Raw genomic sequence first — 15,684 nt, 5'->3', positions numbered from 1 at the left:
GACAGATGAGGACCTGCATCATGTTCATGCACAACAAGCGCCTGCAATATACCGTCCGCGTGGCCGAGCCGAACCCGGCACTCGCTTCGCTCCTGCTCGAACAATTCGGCGGACCGGATGGCGAGCTGGCTGCCGCCATGCGCTATTTCACGCAGGGACTGTCCGAGGACGATCCCGGCCGCAAGGATATGCTGCTCGACATCGCCACCGAAGAACTCAGCCACCTCGAGGTGATCGGCTCGATCGTCGCCATGCTTAACAAGGGCGTGAAGGGCGCACAGGCCGAGGCGTCGATGTCCGAGGCGGAGCTGTTCATGGCACTCAACGCCGGCGGGGACAGCCACACGCAATCGCTGCTTTACGGTGGCGGGCCGGCGCTGACCAACAGCTCGGGCGTGCCGTGGACGGCGGCCTACATCGACAGCCGCGGCGACCCGACCTGCGACCTGCGGTCCAACATCGCGGCCGAGAGCCGGGCGAAGATCGTCTACGAGCGCCTGATCAACATCACCGACGATCCGGGCATCAAGGACGCGCTGGGCTTTTTGATGACGCGCGAGATCGCGCACCAGAAAAGCTTCGAGAAAGCGCTCTATTCCATCGCGGACAACTTCCCGCCGGGCAAGCTGCCGGGGCTGTCGGCCTATACCGACCTTTACGTCAACACCTCGCAGGGCGACGGCGATGCAACGGGGCCATGGAATGACGGCGACCAGTGGGACCGGCTCGACGACGTCGCGGGTAATTTGCCGCTTGACGGGGGTGACGGGCAGGCCACGGTCGGCCTCGACGAGGACGACAAGGCGACGGCCGCCGCCATGCTGACCCGTCTGAAATCCGACCCGACGATCGACCCACCTACCGGTGCCGCGCTGGGCGCCGGTCCGGGTGCGGGCCGGCTCGACGGGTTGGACTATGGCGGGGCCGGCTCGATGGACGAAGCCAGCGCCCTGGCCGACCGCAGCACGACGTCCCCCGAAGGAGGGTTCTGACATGATCGATCGTGACGCTGTGCGGCACACGTTCGTCGTCGGGCTGCGCAACGCGCATGCCATGGAACATCAGGCCCTGTCCTTGATGGACCGGCAGATCGAACACCTCGCGCATTATGTCGAGGTGGAGACACGGTTGCGCAGCCACCGCGGCGAGACCGAACTGCAGATCGAACGGCTTCGCTCGATCCTCGAAGGGCTTGGCGAGGGTCCGAGCACACTGAAGGACCTGACGCTCGAACTGGGCGCCAACCTGCAGGAGCTCGCGCACATGATGGCACCCGACGAGATCATCAAGAACTGCCTTGCCAACTATGCGTTCGAGAACTTCGAGGCGGCGTCCTACCGCGCCCTGTTGGTGATGGCCGACGCCGGCGGATTTACCGACGCGACCCCGCTGCTCGAGCAATCGTTGCACGAGGAAGAGGCCATGGTGGCATTCGTCGAGCAGACCCTGCCGCAAGTGGTACGCCGTTACCTCGCGCTCCGCGCATCGGGTGACGAGGCGAGCCACTGAACACCCGCCAAGCACTTTGCGCCATTTGCGCGAAGTCTGCCCCCTGACGCCCAGCCTGCCGCCGCCATGATGAAGCGGCGGCAGGCCGACCACGATCGAAAGGATACCGGATGAACAATCCATCCCCGCGGGACGACGCCCCGATCGCCGCCGCGCGCAATCTCGAGGGCGCGCGACAGCTCCTGACCGAGGCCGTGACGATCAATCGTCCGGCTGCCGACCTCTTTGCCTTCTGGCGCGATCCGGCCAACCTCGCCGCGATCATGGAGAACGTGACCGCCATCGAACCGCTCGATGCCGGGCGCTCGCGCTGGCATGTCAAGGCGCCGGGCGATCGGACGGTGTCGTGGATTTCGGAGATCACGCACGAGGAACCGGGCAAGGCGCTGACCTGGCAATCGGCCGAAGGATCCGACGTGACGCACAGCGGGCGCATCACCTTCAGCGATGCCGGGCCGCGCGGCACGGTGGTGCGCGCGACGATCGCATGGGAGCCGCCCGGAGGCGCACTCGGGACGCTCCTGGCCAAGCTATTCCAGCGCGAGCCCCGCATCCAGACCCGGCGCGACCTGCGCCGCTTCAAGCAGGCGATGGAGGCCGGCGAAATCGCCACCGGTGCGCGCAACGCGCGCGAACGCGACAAGCGCGAGGAGCAATGACGATGAAAGCCATCACCTGGCACGGCAAGCACGACGTCCGCCACGAGACCGTCGACGATCCCGCCATCCTCAACCCGCGCGATGCCATCATCCGCGTGACCTCGACCGCCATCTGCGGATCGGACCTGCATCTTTACGACGGCTACATCCCCGGCATGGCCAAGGGCGACGTGCTGGGCCATGAATTCATGGGCGAAGTCGTGGAGATCGGCTCGGCCAGCACGCTCGAGGTCGGTCAGCGCGTGGTGGTGCCCTTCACCATCTCGTGCGGGCACTGCTACCATTGCGGCAAGCAGCAATATGCCGCGTGCGACAACGGCAACCCCGCCGACAACCAGGACTTGGGCTGGGAAGCCTATGGCAAGCCCATGCCCGGCATGTTCGGCTACAGCCACCTGACCGGCGGCTATTCGGGCGGGCAGGCCGAATACGTCCGCGTGCCGTTCTCCGACGTCGGTCCGCTGGTGATCCCCGACGCCAGCATCCCGGACGAGAAGGTCCTCTTCCTAACCGACATCCTCCCCACCGGTTGGATGGCTGCGGAGAACGCCGCGATCGAGCCCGGCGATACCGTCGCGGTCTGGGGTTGCGGCCCGGTCGGGCTGTTCGCAGTGCAGTCGGCGTTTCTGATGGGGGCGGAGCAGGTCATCGCCATCGACCATTTCCCGCAACGCCTCGAACTGGCCCGGCGCTTTGGCGCGGAGACGATCGACTTCTCGCAATCGAAGGTCTTCGACGCTCTCGAGGACATGACCGGGGGCATCGGCCCTGACGCCAGCATCGATTGTGTCGGGCTCGAGGCGCACGGCGCCTTCGCCGACAACATCTGGGACCAGATCAAGGCCAGCCTGTTCCTCGGCACCGATCGCCCGCACGTCATCCGCCAGGTGATCCACGCCACGCGCAAGGGCGGCCGCGTCTCGATGCCGGGCGTCTATGGCGGGTTCGTCGACAAGTTTCCGCTGGGCGCCTTGATGGAAAAGGGGCTGACGCTGCGCACCGGCCAGACGCACGTCCAGCGCTACCTGCCCGCGCTCTATGCCGCCATCGCCGAGGACCGCATCGACAGCACCTTCCTCATTAGCCATCGCATGCGCCTGGCCGACGCACCCGACGGTTACCGGCAGTTCCACGATTCCCCCGACGCGTGTACCAAGGTGGTTCTGACGCCCTGACCTGCGCGACCGGGCGGCCGCGATACCGGGGTGGGCTGTAAAACATTGCAAAGGGCCCGCCCCGCGCTCGCCTAACCGGCCCTTCGCGCCTATTAACCGGACATAAGCCGGAATAGGCGCAGAAGGGTCAACGTGCGGATAGCGATTTTGGAAGACGACGTGGCGCTCGCCGGTCTGGTCGAGATGACCTTGGCCGAGGGCGGCCACACCTGCGAGGTCTATGGTGACGGGCAGTTGCTGACGCGCGCCCTGCATCGCAGTACGTACGACCTGCTGATCCTGGACTGGAACGTGCCCGGCCTGTCCGGCCTCGGGGTGATCGAATGGACGCGCGCCAATCTCGAGGTCGCGCCGCCCTCGCTCATGCTCACCAGCCGCTCGGCCGAGGAAGACATCGTCGCCGGGCTCTCTGCCGGCGCCGATGACTATGTCATCAAGCCGGTCGCGCCCAACGTGCTCAAGGCGCGGGTCAACGCGCTGGCGCGGCGCGTCTATCCCACGATCGCGCCGGCGGTGGAAACCTTCGGTCCCTACAGCTTCGATACGCGTGGCGAGATCGTCCAGCTGGCGGGCGAAACGATCGGGGTGACCGCCAAGGAATTCGCGCTCGCGCTGCTGCTGTTCCGCAACCTCCATCGGGCGCTGTCGCGGGCCTACATCTTCGAGGCGCTCTGGGGCCGCAACCCTAACCTGCCGACGCGCACGCTCGATGCGCATATCTCCAATATCCGCACCAAGCTGAACCTGCGCCCCGACAACGGGTTCAAGCTGGTGCCAATCTACGCCTATGGATATCGCCTTGAAGCGCTTGCGGCCTGAGGCGCTGGGCGCCCTGCTTGCGCTGGCATCGCTGGGGACTGCTGCGCCGGCCGCAGCGCAGACGCGCCCCGCGGTCGCGCCTTCAACCGCCCCGGCCATGGTGCGCTATGTGGTGCGGCCCGGCGACAACCTGTTTCGGCTGGCCAGCGATTACCTCATCCGGCCTGAAACCTATCGTATCGTCCAGCAGCTCAACCACGTCGCCGACCCGCTACGCCTGCCCATCGGCATGACGCTGCAGATCCCGCGCGAGTTGCTCAAGCATGTGCTGGTGAGCGCAACGGTGTTGTCGATGCGCGGCAACGTCCGGCTCGACGGACGCGCCGCCACGAACGGCATGCCCGTGTCGGAAGGCGCACTGATCGAGACCGGGCAGAAGTCGTTCGTGACGCTCGTGCTGCCCGACCAGACCAACGTCGCCATGCCCTCGCAATCGACCGTGCGCGTGCGCCGGTTGCGCCGCGTCGTGCTCGATTCCCATGTCGAGCGGCTCTTTGCGATCGAGCAGGGGAGCGCCACCGCGCAGGTGACGCCGATGCGCGATCCGCAGAGCACGTTCCAGTTCGCCACCCCGGGGGCCGTGACATCGGTACGCGGCACCCGCTTCCGCATGCATTTCGACGAAGCCGCCAAGCGCGCGACCAGCGAAGTGCTGGAGGGCAAGGTGAACTTCGAGGGCGGCAAGACCGAACAGGTGCTCCCGGCCGGCTTCGGTAGCGCCAGCGACCTCGGCGAGCCGGTGCGCCTGTTGCCCCCGCCCGAACTCGTCGCGGCGGACCGGCCGCAATCCGATGAGATGGCAAGGTTCGCCTTGCATCCCGCGCCTGGCGCATCGGCGTGGCACTGGCAGATCGCCGCCGATGAGGCCTTCCTCAAGCCGGTCGACGAGGCCATTACCCGCAGCCCGGAGGCGCAATTCCAGAACCTTGCCGATGGCCGGTGGTTCGTGCGCGCCACCGCCATCGATGCAAACGGGCTGGAGGGCGAGCCCGCAATGGCCGCGTTCATCCGCCAGCGCGTCGATCGCCTGCGCTTGTGGGTTGAGGATGGCTGGAACGGCCCGGCGCGGCAGATCGTGTTCCATTGGGACGGCACCAGCGCGCCCGATGCCCGCTTCCGGTTCCAGCTCGCGCGTCCGGGCCACGAGGATCGGCCGCGCATCGACCGCGATGGTCTTTCGAGCCATATGCTCGTCGGCATCGCGCTTCCGGCGGGCCGATACCGCTGGCGAGTCCAGACCGTGCAGACCGTGGCCGGGCGGGCCGAGGCACGCTGGTCGGAATATCAGGATGTCAGGATCGGGGCACCCTGGTGATCACGCCGCAGCCCCGGCGGCTCGTGTTGCAGTGGTGGGTGATCCTCTTCATGGCGAGCGCACTCGTCGTGGGGTTGACGCTCGATCGCACCATGCAGCGCATCGACAACCTGCTCTACGATCATCTTCTGCCCACAATTGGCGCTGGCGCTGGTGCAAAAGGCACTACACCGCCGCTGCTGCTCGTCGAGATCGACGATGCCAGTATCGCCCGCCTCGGCCGCTGGCCCTGGCCGCGCGATCTGCACGCGAGCCTGATTGCGCGCCTGCATGCGGCGGGTGCGCGAAGCATCGCCTACGACGTTCTGTTTACCGAACCGTCCGATCCGGCGCAGGATGCCCGCCTTGGCGAGGCCATCGCGGCAGCGGGTCGGGTCGTCCTGCCGGTTCTGCCGCCTATGGCCGATCAGCCCGGCGCGCCCTCGATCTCGCCCCTGCCCCCGATCGCGCCGATCCGTCGCGGTGCTGCGGGCCTGGGCGCGGCGACGATCCTGCCCGATGCCGACGGCGTGGTGCGGACCGTGCCGCCACCACCGCGCGGCACGATCGACCTGATGACCGCCGCCGCCCGGTCTGCCACGTCGACGCGCGAGGCGACGACATCGCAAGCCCCGCGTCGCATTCCCTTCGGTGGCAGCGGCACGGGTTGGCCCGAGGTCTCGGCCGCCGACGTCCTGTCGGGCCAGGTCCCCGATGACGCGATCCGCGGCCGCCTGGTACTGGTCGGAGTGACCGCCACCGGCCTCGGCAGCCGCTACCCGACGCCTGCCGGCCGGGTCATGTCCGGGCTGGAAATTCAGGCCTTCCATCTCGGCGGCCTTCTCTCCGGGCGCATGATCCGGCAGGCCGGGCTGGCCGGCCAGCTGGCGCTCGGCCTCTTGCCACTGTGGGTCATGATGGGTCTGCTCGGCCCATGGCGTCGGTTGCCGTCGCTCGCGGGCGTGTTCATCGCGGTGCTGCTGGTGCTGGGGACGTCAGCTGTAGCGCTGATGGGCATGCGGCTCTGGCTGCCCCCCGGAGCGGCGCTGGCCGGGCTCGCCTTTGCCTGGCCTCTATGGGGCTGGCGACAGCTGGCGCTGGTCGAGGCGTTTCTCCATGCGCAGCTCCAAAAACTGGCTCGTGAGCCTGCCCTGCTGCCCCGCGCGCCGCTCGCTTCGCGTGGCAGCGGCGTTTCGTCGACGATCGCGCTGCTGCATGCCGCGATCAACGCCAACCGCGAAATGCGCCACTTCGTCGCCGATCGGCTCGACCAGCTTCCCGATGCGACGCTCGTCACCGATCTCGATGGCCGCGTGATGATCGCCAACCTCGCCGCGCAGCGGCTATTTGCAGGCCTCGGCCTGGAAGCCGTCGCCGGTGCCGGCGCGACCGACCTGCTCGCCCCGTTTCGCGAGACCGGGCGCGGGGAACGCCCGCCCTTCCCGCCATCGGACCCCGCCGGTGCGACATACGAGGCGCAGATCGATGCCGCACATTTCCATCTCGTCGGCATCGCACCGCAGACCAGCACCGATGGCAGCCCGAGCGGCTGGATCATCCGGTTCGTCGACATCAGCGAGGCCAAGGCGGCGCAACGCCAGCGCGACGACGTGATCCAACTGCTCACGCACGACATGCGCTCACCGCAAGCCTCGATCCTTGCCGTTCTCGAAACCGCTCCGCCGGAGCGCATCCATGCAGTCGAAGCCGGCGCGATCCGTCACTATGCCGAGACCACACTGCGCCTGGCAGACGGGTTCGTGCAGTTGGCGCGCGCGGAAAACCTCGATTACGTGCTCGAGGAAGTCGACCTCGCCGACATGCTGATCGACGCGATCGACGACCTGTGGCCGCAATCCAGGGCCAAGGCGATCGGCATTGCCACTCACACCAAGGCGCCCGGCGATCTCGTGGTGACGGCCGAGCGCTCGCTGCTGACCCGCGCGCTGGTCAACGTCATCGGCAATGCCATCAAGTACAGCCCCGCCCATTCGACGATCACCTGCACGCTCGATCGCGAGACCGATGCCGCCGGGAAGCCGTGGGCGCTGTGCACCGTAACCGACCAGGGGCCGGGCATCGCCCCCGATCTGCAGGCCCGGATCTACGAACGGTTCAGCCGCGGCCCCGTGGGCCTGGGTCCCAAGACCAGCGGTGCAGGCCTCGGATTGAGCTTCGTCCACACCGTGATGGTGCGCCACCATGGCGCGACGCGGTGCATCAGCCAACCCGGCCAAGGCGCGACCTTCATCCTGCGCCTGCCGATCACCGCCTGATCGCCGGGCACTGCCCGCACCTCAGGGGCGAAGAGCCATCCAGACGGCAGCGGCCACGACCAGCCACAGCGCGACATTGAGCAGCGCGATCGACGCTAGCTTGACGGGGCGACGGGCAGGATGCGCGGGCGAGGCAAAAAACGGCATGGCGAGCTCTCGGTGATCTACCTTGCTGCCATGCCACGCAGCGTTCGCCCGCGCGCGTAAAGGAATGTCAAATCCGCCGCCGGCGGTGCCGAACCTGTCAGGCCGCCGTCGGCGCCGGCACTTTCAGAGCCGCCAGTTCCTGCGCGTCGCCCAGGATCACGCCGATCCGCTGGTGCAGGCCAGTAGGCGCGGCGTCGAGAATGTGGGTGTGCCCGTCGATGGCGAGGCCACCGGCCTGTTCGATCAGCATGCCCATCGGGTTGGCTTCATACAGCAGGCGCAGGCGCGCCTTGCCGGGATTGCTGTGGTCGGCGGGATAGAGGAACACGCCGCCGCGCTTGAGGATGCGGTGGATGTCCGCGACCATCGAGCCGGTCCAGCGCATGTTGTACTTGCCGGCGAGCGGGCCACTCTCGCAACCGACACGGGCGTCGATGTATTCGCGGATTTCGGGCGACCACTGCGCACGGCGCGCCATGTTGATCGCCACTTCGCAGTTGCCGGCGGGGATGCGCAAGGGCCCGTCGGTCATGCGCCAGGCGCCCATCTCGCGGTCGAGCGTGAATTCATACACACCCTGGCCCAGCGTCAGCACCAGCATGGTCTGCGGGCCATAGATCGCATAGCCGGCGGCAACCTGTTCGCGTCCGGTCTGGAGGAAATCCTCCTCGACCACGTCGCGCCCGGCGCAGGCTTCGGGCGCGCGCAGCACCGAAAAGATCGTGCCGACCGAGAGATCGACGTCGATGTTGCTCGACCCGTCGATCGGATCGAACAGCAGCAGGTATTCGCCCTTGGGATAGCGGTTGGGAATGCGATGGATCGTCTCCATCTCTTCCGAGGCCATGGCCGCAAGGTGGCCGCCCCACTCGTTGGCGTCGAGCAGGATTTCGTTGGCGATCACGTCCAGCTTCTTCTGGACCTCGCCCTGCACGTTTTCCGAACCCAGGCTGCCGAGGACGTCGCCTAGCGCACCCTTGGAGATGGCGTGCGTGACCGTCTTGCAGGCGCGGGCCACGGTTTCGATCAGCAGGCGCAGTTCGGCGGGGCACGTCGCGGGGTCCTTGCGCTGCTGCTCGATCAGGAACCGGGTAAGCGTGATTCGTTGCATCGGGGCCTCTTCCTGCTGTGATCGTCCGCGCATACGTATGAAGGGCCCGACTTGCCAGCCCTTATCGCTGATGTGGCAGTGCAGCAATCATGCGTCAGGATGGCGACCATTGCCACCCTCTTGCGCAAGAATTCAGGGGCGGGTCGCGAACCAGATCACGTGGTCGTCGTGCACGCTTCCGGCGAATGCAGGCACGGCGACTTCATCCACGACGAAGCCGGCGGCGCAGAGCCGGCGGTAGAAACCGATGTCGGGATCGGCCGACCACACCGCGAGGATGCCGCCCGGACGCAGCGCGAGATAGGCCGATTCCAGACCCTCGCCGCCATAAAGCCGGTCGTTGGCCATCTGCACCAGCCCGTCGGGCCCATTGTCGACGTCGAGCATGATGGCGTCATAGTGGTCGGTACTGCCGCGGATCACGTCGTGCACGTCGGCGACGCGCACCGTCACGCGCGGGTCCGACAGCTTGGTGCCGAACACGTGCGCCAGCGGCCCCTTGGCCCACTGCACCACTTCCGGGATCAGTTCGGCGACGTCGATCGCCGCCCCCGGCCCCCAGGCGCCGATCGCCGCGCCGAGCGTGAAGCCCATGCCCAGCCCGCCGATCAGCACATGCGGATCGCCCATCGGCAGCCGCTCGGCCGTCATGGTGGCAAGCGCCTCTTCCGAGACGTGGTCGGTGTTGCCCATCAGTTCTTCGTTATCGAGTTCGATCGAAAACTGGTCGCCGGACTGGAGCAGCAGGAGCTTTCCGCCATCGGGCAGGCGCGCGGTATCGATCAGGCGGATGGCGTCTGTGGTCGTCTGCCCCAAGGCTCGTATCCGATTCAGCGTGAGGGAGAAGACGCGGCCGGGAAAAACCCTGTCGCCGCAGAGGCTGTGACCGCCATAGCGGGTGGCGGCGCAAAAGCAATTGGCCGGCTTGGCTTTTGACACCGACCGCGGCCGCGCGCATGAGCAGCGCCATGGCTTTCCCCCAACTCGATCCCGCCCGTTTCGATCTCGCCCGCTTCCTCGCGGAGGACTGGCAGAAGCGGCCCGCGCTGATCCGCAATCCATGGACCGCGTGGCACAATCCGCTCGAGCCCGACGAACTTGCCGGCCTCGCCTGCGAAGACGGCATCGAATCGCGCCTTATCGTTCGGGCGGCCGGCGGTCCGGTCATGGAAAACGGCCCGCTGCCTGAGGATCGCTTCGCCGCGCTCGACGGTGAAAGCTGGACGATCCTGGTCCAGGCGGTCGATCAGCATGTCCCCGATGTCGCTGCGCTGATCCAGCCGTTCCGCTTCGTGCCAGACTGGCGGATCGACGACGTCATGGTCAGCTATGCGACCCATGGCGCAGGGGTCGGCGCGCATTTCGACCAGTACGACGTGTTCCTCGTGCAAGGGCTGGGGCGCCGGCGCTGGCGGGTCGGTCCGCGCTGCGGCGACGATACGCCGCTGCTCCCACACGAAGACCTGCGGCTCATCGCCGATTTCGAGGCCAGCGGCGGCTGGGTGCTCGAGCCCGGCGACATCCTCTACGTGCCGCCCGGCTTTGCGCACGATGGCGCGGCGGTGGGCGACGACTGCATGACCTACTCGATCGGGTTCCGTGCCCCCTCGCGCGCCGAACTGGTCGAGGGCTGGTGCGACCATGTCGCCGCGCTGCTGCCCGAGATGGACCGCTATGCCGATCCCGATCTTGCCCCGCAGGCCCATCCGGCGGAGATCGCGCCCGCCGCGATCGACCGGCTCCACGCCATGGTGCTCGATGCGCTGTCCGACCGCGCCGCGTTCGCACGCTGGTTTGCGCATCACACCACGTTGCCCAAGTATCCCGATGCCGATTGGCGGCCCGAAGCCGCGCCGACCGAAGACGCGGTGCGCAGTGCCCTCGCCGACGGCATCCCCGTCGCGCGCAATCCTGCCCACCGGTTTGCCATTCTGCGTGAGGAGGCAGGCACCCTGCTTTACGCCGATGGCGAGCGGTTCGCCTGCCCTGGCGCAGCGGTTGCAGCGGCGGATACCATATGCGCGTCCATCGCAACCACGCTGCCCCCTTCGGCCGAGGTCGTCACGCTGGTGACGGCGCTGATCGCGCAGGGAAGCCTGTCCTTCGTGGACGAAGACGACGAAGCAGACTGGGACTGATCCGGCATGGTGCTGATCGCGTTCAACAAGCCCTGGGGCGTGCTAAGCCAGTTCACCGACGAAGGCAGCGGGCACCCTACCCTTGCCGCGTATGTGAACCGCCCCGGCGTCTATCCCGCCGGGCGCCTCGACCGTGACAGCGAGGGGCTGCTGCTGCTGACCGATGACGGCCGCCTTCAGGCGCGCATCGCCGATCCGCGCTTCAAGGCGCCCAAGACCTATCTGGTGCAGGTGGAGGGCGAACCGGATGAAACAGCGCTCGACGCGCTGCGCCAGGGTGTCCGGCTCAAGGATGGGCTGACCTTGCCGGCCGCCGTCGAACGGATCGACCCGCCGGCGCTGTGGCCGCGCGATCCCCCGGTGCGTTTCCGCAAGACCGTGCCCGACTGCTGGGTGCAACTGACGATCCGCGAGGGCCGCAACCGCCAGGTACGCCGCATGACCGCCGCCATCGGCCATCCGACGCTGCGCCTTGTTCGCTGGCGGATCGGCGACTGGACGCTCGACGATCTGGCGCCGGGGGCGTGGCGGGAAATCTCCCCCTAGCCCACGGCGGGCCGTCACCCTGCGGCCAGGACCGGCCGAGCTGCCTGCCAGATCGGCAGGAGGTCGAAAACCTGCGGGCCAGGCACGGGCCGGCCGATCAGGTAACCCTGGATCATGTCACAGCCCTCGCGGCGCAGCGTATCGAGCAGCGTCTGCGTTTCCACGCCCTCGGCGAGCGTTTCCATGCCCAGCGCATCGGCGAGCGTGGTGATCGCGCGCACGATCGCGTGGGCACTGCCGCCTTCCTCCAGCGCGCGCACGAAGCTCTGGTCGATCTTGATCTTGTTGAAGGGGAACGAGCGCAGATAGCTGAGCGAGGAATAGCCCGTGCCGAAATCGTCGAGTGCGACGCGCACGCCCAGCGCCTGCAGCGAATAGAGGATCTTGAGCGTCTTATCGACATTGCCGATGAACACGCTTTCGGTGATCTCCAGCTCGAGCCGGCAGGCCGGCAAGCCGCTCTGCGCCAGCGCCTGCGCGATGCAGGCGGCCAGGCCGTCGGTGGCCAGCTGGCGCGGCGAGATGTTGACCGCGACGCTGATGTCGTCAGGCCATTGCGCAGCCTGGCGGCAAGCCTCGCGCAACGCCCATTCGCCCAGTTGCACGATCATGCCCGATTCTTCGGCGATCGGGATGAACGTGGCGGGGCTGATCATCCCCTGTTCCTTGTGCGGCCAGCGCATCAGGGCTTCGAAGCCCTTCACACGATTCTCGGATATCGAGAACAGCGGCTGGAAGTAGAGCTCGAACTCGCCCTCGCGGATCGCACGGCGCAGGTCGATTTCCATGCGGCGGCGGCGGCTGGCCTCGGCGTCGAGCGCGGGCTCGAAGAAGTGGTAGGTCCCTTTACCGTCGCTCTTCGCACGATAGAGCGCGAGATCGGCACTCTTGAGCAGGGCATCGGCGCTTTCGCCATCCTGCGGCCCCATCGCGATGCCAACGCTGCAGGACAACAGGAGCGTGCGGCCATCTATCGTGACCTCACGGTTCAGTGCCGCTTCGAGTTTGCGGGCAATCGCGGTGCAATCCTCGCCGGGTTCGAGCCCGTAGAGCAGGAGGCCGAACTCGTCGCCGCCGAACCGGGCGACCATGGCGTCACGATGCTGGCTCTGCAGTGTATCCGCCACAGTCCGCAGCAGGGCGTCACCCGTGGGATGACCCATGGTGTCGTTGATGGCCTTGAAGTCGTCGACATCGATGAACGCCACCAGCGTGCGCTGCTGCTCGCTCTGGCGCAGCACCGCCCGATCGAGCTTCTCGATGAAGAAGCGGCGGTTGGGCAGACCGGTCAGCGTATCGTGCAACGAGGCGTGCAGCACCTGCTGCTCGCGCTCCTCGACCGCCTCGACCATTGCGTTGAAGCTTTCCGCGAGCGAACGGATCTCGGTGACGCCGTTCACCCGAACCTTGGCGACGGTGCCCCGCCCATAGGCACGAGCCGCATCCGCGAGGGTCTGCAGCGGCTTTGCGACCCCGCGAGAGAGGCGGATGGCCGCCCAGCCGCCGGCCAGCATGCCCAACCCGCTGATGAGCAGGAGGATGGCCCGCAGCTCGTTGTACTGCGCCAGTGCGGCATCGAGCGAATAACCGAGGATCAGACGCGGCTCGCGCCCGTCCTGCAGCGCCGTGATCGCGGAAATACGCACCAGCGACCGCCCGTGCGAGCCATCGACCTCGGCGATGCGCCCGAGTTCGGCCTGGGCGAGCTTCGGTGAAAGAGCAGAGCGGTCGACGATCCGCACCTTCACGGCCACGGCCGACAGGCTGGACAGCCGTTTCATGTCGTCGGGGCCGAGTTCGTTGAACAGCACCAGCCATCCGGCGAGATCGGGCATCTCGATACGCACCGACGCAGCCAGCGCTTCACGCCCCGCCAGCGCGACGACGCCGCGATCCTGCCCCCGCTCCAGCCGGCCCAGCATCCCGGTGCCATCGATCGCCCCTGCACCGTCGGTAGCGACGACCTGCCCGTCGAGCTGCACGACGGCGACGGCGCTGACCTTGGCGCGATCGCGCAGGCTCGCCAGCGCCGATTTGAGCGTCGGCTCATCCCCCGTGGCGAGTGCCTCGCGGAAGCCGAAATCGCGCGCCACGACCTCGCCGGCATCGGCCATCTGGCTTTGCTGCGTCGCGATGATCTGGTCGAACACGCGCGCGTTGGCCGAAAGTTCGCGTTCCGCCGTCTGCCGGGCGAACACCGTGATGCCCGAGCTGGCCACCGCGATGGTCACGGCCATGATGCAGGCCAGCAACCCGAGGTAGACGAACGCGATCCGGCTGCCGAGCGTCTTGACGCGCCTGTCCAGCAAGGCGGAGAACCGAAGGCCGAGCCGCCGGATTGTCCTTCGCGCGCGCGGAATCACTTGGCCGACCCGGGCCTGACGGCAACGACCAGGCGGGTGCGCTTGTCGGGGTCCATCACCAGCCGGCCGTGCCATTCGCCGTTCGCATCACGGATGCGTGGATGCCAGACCACCACGTCGTAAGTCCCGCGTCCCAGCCCGTCGACGCTGGCGAGCCCGTTGAGGTCGCTGCGCGCGGCGAACGGCGTATTGGTGACGCGGATATATCCGCGCATCTTGTCGTGGATGTTGCAGCCCAGCGCGATCGTCCCGGCGATGCGGAACTGCTGCGAGCGGGTCTGGTCCTGCCCATAGAGGTCGATCTTGAACGGACCGGGCTTGGAAAAGCTGTAGATCGAGTGGCGCACGTTATCGAGGTTCGGGAACGCGACCGTCGCGCCCTGGGGAACGATCAGCGTTCCGGGCACGAACGTCTGGTTCTTCTGGGCCATGGCATAGCGCCATGGGAACGCGAGGCGGCGGGTCGTGCCGGCAGGCGGCCTGATCTCGATCACGGCATCGCGCAGCGGCAGGCCCGACTGGTCGACGACCTGCAGCGGCAGGCCATCAGGCGCGCCCGCGGAAACGAGAAGCGGCACGGCGAGTGTCATGCCGGCAAGGACGGCGGAGCGACGGAGAAGCCTGGCGATTCGGGGGAGCGGCAGAGTACGCATGACGACTGCAATGGCGGATAACTGCTAACAAAGTGCCAATCGCGCCTAGAGGGGATTGAGGATTTCCTAACGAATCGTGGTTAACAGCGTGCCATTCGCTTCGAGAATGGTGCTAACTCCGTGAAATCAATTGCAGCCTTCCTTGCCGCACTGCTGAGCTTCGGGTTTGCCATGCCCGCTTGGGCAGATCCCGCGCTGGAGGGCGGAAAGCTCGTCCTGACCAACGGCATATCCTCCGTCGAGGGTGCCAGTGGCGGGGGCCTCGCCACCTGGGCAACGATCGCCGGCATGGAAACCGATCGCAGTGTGGGGGTATCGGCGCATGCCACGGGCATCGAACTGCCCGATTACGGCTGGCGTAGCTATGGCGTCGCGGTCGGCATCAAGGACCGCGTCGAGTTGTCCTATGCGCGACAGAACTTCGACACCCGCAATGTCGGTGCCGCCCTCGGCCTGGGGCGGAATTTCACGTTCAACCAGGACATTTACGGCGCCAAGGTGCGCCTCGTGGGCGACACCGTCTACGGCCCGTCATGGCTGCCCCAGATCAGCGTGAGCGTACAGCACAAGCGCAGCCTCGACAGCGCGATCGTCAAGGCGGTGGGTGCCGGATCGTCACGCGGCACCGATTTCACCGTGAGCGCGACGAAACTGCTGCTGTCGCGCAGCATCCTGCTGAACGCCACGGCCCGGCTGACCAACGCAAATCAGTTCGGCCTGCTGGGTTTCGGCCGAACCGGCAGGCAGGCCCGTACCGTCCAGTTCGAAGGCTCGGTGGCCTATCTCCTGACGCCCCGGCTGGTGATCGGCGGCGAGTACCGCACGCGCCCTGACCGGCTCGCCATCGCGCGCGAAGATCATGCGCACGACCTGTTCGTCGCATGGGCCGTGGCGCGCAAGGCGACGGTCACCGCGGCCTATGTCGACGTCGGCTCGGTCGCGACGTTCAAGGGCCAGCGCGGCGGCCTCCTCTCGCTCCAGATCGCATTCTGAA

General features: G+C 67.2%; 15 protein-coding genes. 10 read left to right on the top strand and 5 right to left on the bottom strand.

Annotated features, from left to right (window positions below; translation table 11 throughout):
* Window positions 1–20 precede the first annotated feature (20 nt).
* From V7Q48_RS02955 to V7Q48_RS02925, 7 genes are all read left to right on the top strand, one after another.
* Complete coding sequence (locus V7Q48_RS02955; protein WP_333836168.1) at window positions 21–992, top strand: manganese catalase family protein; 972 nt, start codon at window positions 21–23, stop codon at window positions 990–992.
* 1 nt (window position 993) lies between these two features.
* Window positions 994–1,509, top strand: a complete 516-nt coding sequence (locus V7Q48_RS02950) for a ferritin-like domain-containing protein (protein WP_333836167.1) — start codon at window positions 994–996, stop codon at window positions 1,507–1,509.
* 110 nt (window positions 1,510–1,619) lie between these two features.
* Window positions 1,620–2,168, top strand: a complete 549-nt coding sequence (locus tag V7Q48_RS02945; RefSeq protein ID WP_333836166.1) for an SRPBCC family protein — start codon at window positions 1,620–1,622, stop codon at window positions 2,166–2,168.
* 2 nt (window positions 2,169–2,170) lie between these two features.
* Entirely contained in the window at window positions 2,171–3,343 is a 1,173-nt protein-coding gene (locus V7Q48_RS02940; protein WP_333836165.1) for a zinc-dependent alcohol dehydrogenase, read from the top strand.
* A 132-nt stretch (window positions 3,344–3,475) separates the two neighbouring features.
* Window positions 3,476–4,162 (top strand): response regulator transcription factor, encoded by a 687-nt coding sequence (locus V7Q48_RS02935; protein ID WP_333836164.1) that lies wholly within the window; start codon window positions 3,476–3,478, stop codon window positions 4,160–4,162.
* On the top strand, window positions 4,143–5,477 hold the full coding sequence (locus tag V7Q48_RS02930; protein ID WP_333836162.1) for a FecR domain-containing protein: 1,335 nt from the start codon (window positions 4,143–4,145) through the stop codon (window positions 5,475–5,477). The genes V7Q48_RS02935 and V7Q48_RS02930 overlap by 20 nt, the downstream gene beginning before the upstream one ends.
* Window positions 5,474–7,732: a CHASE2 domain-containing protein gene (locus tag V7Q48_RS02925; RefSeq protein WP_333836161.1), complete on the top strand. Its 2,259-nt coding sequence runs from the start codon at window positions 5,474–5,476 to the stop codon at window positions 7,730–7,732. Before V7Q48_RS02930 ends, V7Q48_RS02925 begins: the two co-directional genes overlap by 4 nt.
* Before the next feature lie 21 nt (window positions 7,733–7,753).
* On the opposite strand, the gene V7Q48_RS02920 is transcribed toward V7Q48_RS02925, so the two are convergent.
* The 3 genes from V7Q48_RS02920 to V7Q48_RS02910 all read right to left on the bottom strand — a co-directional run bounded on the left by V7Q48_RS02920 (window position 7,754) and on the right by V7Q48_RS02910 (window position 9,806).
* A complete protein-coding gene (locus V7Q48_RS02920) occupies window positions 7,754–7,879 on the bottom strand; it encodes a hypothetical protein (RefSeq protein WP_333836159.1) in 126 nt (41 codons plus the stop codon).
* A 97-nt stretch (window positions 7,880–7,976) separates the two neighbouring features.
* Window positions 7,977–8,990, bottom strand: a complete 1,014-nt coding sequence (locus V7Q48_RS02915) for a class 1 fructose-bisphosphatase (RefSeq protein WP_333836158.1) — start codon at window positions 8,988–8,990, stop codon at window positions 7,977–7,979.
* A gap of 132 nt (window positions 8,991–9,122) precedes the next feature.
* A complete protein-coding gene (locus V7Q48_RS02910) occupies window positions 9,123–9,806 on the bottom strand; it encodes a spermidine synthase (RefSeq protein ID WP_333836157.1) in 684 nt (227 codons plus the stop codon).
* A 152-nt stretch (window positions 9,807–9,958) separates the two neighbouring features.
* Between V7Q48_RS02910 and V7Q48_RS02905 the strand changes: the two genes are divergently transcribed.
* Together V7Q48_RS02905 and V7Q48_RS02900 are read left to right on the top strand one after the other, a co-directional pair.
* The gene (locus V7Q48_RS02905) at window positions 9,959–11,128 is read left to right on the top strand and encodes a cupin domain-containing protein (protein WP_333836156.1); all 1,170 of its coding nucleotides are present in this window, start codon (window positions 9,959–9,961) and stop codon (window positions 11,126–11,128) included.
* Window positions 11,129–11,134: 6 nt separating this feature from the next.
* Window positions 11,135–11,674 carry an rRNA large subunit pseudouridine synthase E gene (locus V7Q48_RS02900; protein ID WP_333836155.1) on the top strand — a complete coding sequence of 180 codons (540 nt, stop codon included), beginning with the start codon at window positions 11,135–11,137 and terminating at the stop codon, window positions 11,672–11,674.
* Between the two features lie 14 nt (window positions 11,675–11,688).
* On the opposite strand, the gene V7Q48_RS02895 is transcribed toward V7Q48_RS02900, so the two are convergent.
* Both V7Q48_RS02895 and V7Q48_RS02890 read right to left on the bottom strand, forming a co-directional pair.
* Window positions 11,689–13,983 (bottom strand): bifunctional diguanylate cyclase/phosphodiesterase, encoded by a 2,295-nt coding sequence (locus V7Q48_RS02895; protein ID WP_333836154.1) that lies wholly within the window; start codon window positions 13,981–13,983, stop codon window positions 11,689–11,691.
* 50 nt (window positions 13,984–14,033) lie between these two features.
* The gene (locus tag V7Q48_RS02890) at window positions 14,034–14,627 is read right to left on the bottom strand and encodes a methylamine utilization protein (RefSeq protein ID WP_333836153.1); all 594 of its coding nucleotides are present in this window, start codon (window positions 14,625–14,627) and stop codon (window positions 14,034–14,036) included.
* Between the two features lie 183 nt (window positions 14,628–14,810).
* On the opposite strand from V7Q48_RS02890, the gene V7Q48_RS02885 reads away from it, so the two are divergent.
* Window positions 14,811–15,683 carry a DUF3034 family protein gene (locus V7Q48_RS02885; RefSeq protein WP_333836152.1) on the top strand — a complete coding sequence of 291 codons (873 nt, stop codon included), beginning with the start codon at window positions 14,811–14,813 and terminating at the stop codon, window positions 15,681–15,683.
* The last annotated feature ends 1 nt before the right edge of the window (window position 15,684 follow it).

The organism is Novosphingobium sp. (assembly GCF_036803765.1).
Taxonomy (GTDB): Bacteria; Pseudomonadota; Alphaproteobacteria; order Sphingomonadales; family Sphingomonadaceae; genus Novosphingobium.
This window is presented reverse-complemented; position numbering and strand designations above follow the sequence as displayed.